1 protein-coding gene is annotated in these 2,413 nt (G+C 32.0%); it reads left to right on the top strand.

Annotated features, from left to right (window positions below; all coding sequences use genetic code 11):
* Positions 1–273: 273 nt before the first annotated feature.
* The gene (dnaG, locus tag ACP6PK_RS03420) at positions 274–2,301 is read left to right on the top strand and encodes a DNA primase (RefSeq protein WP_426557768.1); all 2,028 of its coding nucleotides are present in this window, start codon (positions 274–276) and stop codon (positions 2,299–2,301) included.
* Positions 2,302–2,413: the final 112 nt, after the last annotated feature.

Here is a 2,413-nt window from a genome sequence, read left to right as displayed (position 1 = left end):
TCGGTAAATAGGTGGTCAGATTTTATCTAACAAGTTTTGGTTGATCAATCCCATTTTATCTTGGGGAAAGGAGAGCAAAACACTACAGTTTTTTTGGGGGAAATAATTGATAATTGCTAGATATAATCATCTATCTGAAAAGTCGTTAAATGATATTTCCCCATTTCACTATTCCATGAAATGACAATTATCCCGATTAGATATTACCCTATTATATTTATTCTCAGAATTTACCCTTGTTATCCCTCTCTACTCCCTACTCCCTAATTTGATATGAATAATTTCCGTTTTCATCAAGATACTATTGCAGAAGTTAAGCAAAGAGCAGATATTTATGATGTTGTTTCAGAACATATTGTCTTAAAGAAACGTGGGAAAGATTATGTAGGATTATGTCCTTTCCATGAAGAAAAAACTCCTAGTTTTACTGTTAGTACAACTAAACAAATGTACTATTGTTTTGGTTGTGGAGCAGGTGGTAATTCTTTGAAGTTTTTAATGGAAATTGGTAAGTCTTCTTTTAGTGATGTAGTATTAGATTTAGCTAGACGTTATCAAATACAAGTTAAAACAGAATCACCAGAAAATAGACAAGAATTTCAACGACAAATTTCTCTTCGGGAAAAACTTTATGAAATATTGGCAATAGCTAATAATTTCTATCAATATGCTTTAAAACAACCCCAGGGAAAAGTTGCTCTAGAGTATTTAAAAAATTCACGTCAAATTTCCGAAGAAACTATTCAAAAATTTCAACTTGGTTATGCTCCTAATGGTTGGGAAACTATTTATGGTTATCTGGTAGAACAAAAAGGTTTTCCTGTGGAATTAGTGGAAAAAGCTGGATTAATTTTGCCAAGAAAATCTGGTAATAGTTATTACGATAGATTTCGCGATCGGCTCATAATTCCTATTAATGATGTTCAAGGTAGAGTTATTGGTTTTGGTGGCAGAACTCTAACTGATGAACAACCTAAATATTTGAATTCTCCTGAGACTGAATTATTTGATAAAGGTAAAACTTTATTTGCTTTGGATAAGGCAAAAACTGCTATTGCTAAACAAGATAAAGTTGTAATTGTAGAGGGATATTTTGATGCTATAGCTCTTCATGCTTCAAGTATTAATAATGTTGTTGCTTCTCTGGGTACGGCGTTAAGTTCAATTCAAATTAAACAACTTTTACGTTATACGGAATCTAAACAAATTATCTTAAATTTTGATGCTGACCGAGCAGGTATTCAAGCTACTGACAGAGCAATAGGAGAAATAGAAAAGTTTGCTTATAGTGGGGATGTTCAATTAAGAGTTTTGAATATTCCTGATGGGAAAGATGCTGATGAATATTTGAGAGTTTATTCTGCTGAAAAGTATCAGGAATTATTGATTAATTCTCCTCTTTGGATTGATTGGCAAATTCAAAATATGGTAAAAAGTAAAAATCTGAGTCTGGCAGATGAATATGCTCAAGTAAATCAAGAAATAGTGAAAATTTTAACTAAGATAACTAATGATAGTCAGCTTACTTATTATCTACAATATTGTGCGGAAATTTTAAGCAAGGGAGATGCTCGGAGGGTTTCATTAATTTCTGAAAATTTATTAACTCAAGTCTTTATTAATTGGAGAAAGCTATTATCTGAAGATGAATCTTTATCACCGCCGTTACTCGTAGCTAAACAATTAAAATCTCATCCGCGAAATAATATAAATCTTACTAGGGCTAAGGAGAAAAAAAGTAATTCACAGCCAGTTTTATCTGCACCTGTAGAAAAAAGTTTATTGGCAGAAGCAGAGTCTTTATTATTGCGTATTTATTTACATTGTCCGAATTATCGTCAAGATGTCAAAGATGCAATGGAAGCAAGAGATTTACAGTTTAGTTTCTCTCACAATAGATTTTTATGGCAGCAAATTATTGCTGTAGAAAATATCTCGGAAAATGAAACAAATGATTCAGATAATTTAATTTCAAAGTTACAGGATAGTTGTTGGGAAATTCCAGATAAACTTGTTAATTTAGAGCATCTTTTTCATTTAGATGAAAAGACAAAAAAAAATCTCCTCCGAGCGCCTTTGGAAATTCGTTCTACTATAGCAACTATAGAATTAATTATGTCGATAAAACGTCGGAGTGCTATTTTAAATATGTGGCAAAAAATAGATTTATCTGTTGAGTCTGAGTTGGCGAAAAAGTATCAAGAAAAATTTTATTCGGAATCTGAATGGATTCAGGAATTGGAAAGGTTAAGACTTACGACTATTCAGGATTTAATTGAAGTACCTTTAGGAGAATTATAATATCGTAGGGGTTTGGTCTCCAAACCCAAGAATTAGGGTGCGTTTCACTGTTTTGGAGCTTCATAAAATGTATTGACTGTTGCGTATAGAGCAATAGAAGAAAAATTTCACT

It is taken from the genome of Dapis hubbardiae BLCC-M172 (genome assembly GCF_050016015.1).
In the GTDB taxonomy this organism is placed as follows: Bacteria; Cyanobacteriota; Cyanobacteriia; order Cyanobacteriales; family Microcoleaceae; genus Trichodesmium.
Note: the sequence above shows the minus strand (reverse complement) of the source record. Positions and strands in the feature narration are given on the sequence as shown.

Bases quoted from the DNA above. Each gene is read 5' to 3' on its own strand.
- dnaG (WP_426557768.1), top strand. From the start codon at position 274: ATGAATAATTTCCGTTTTCATCAAGATACTATTGCAGAAGTTAAGCAA.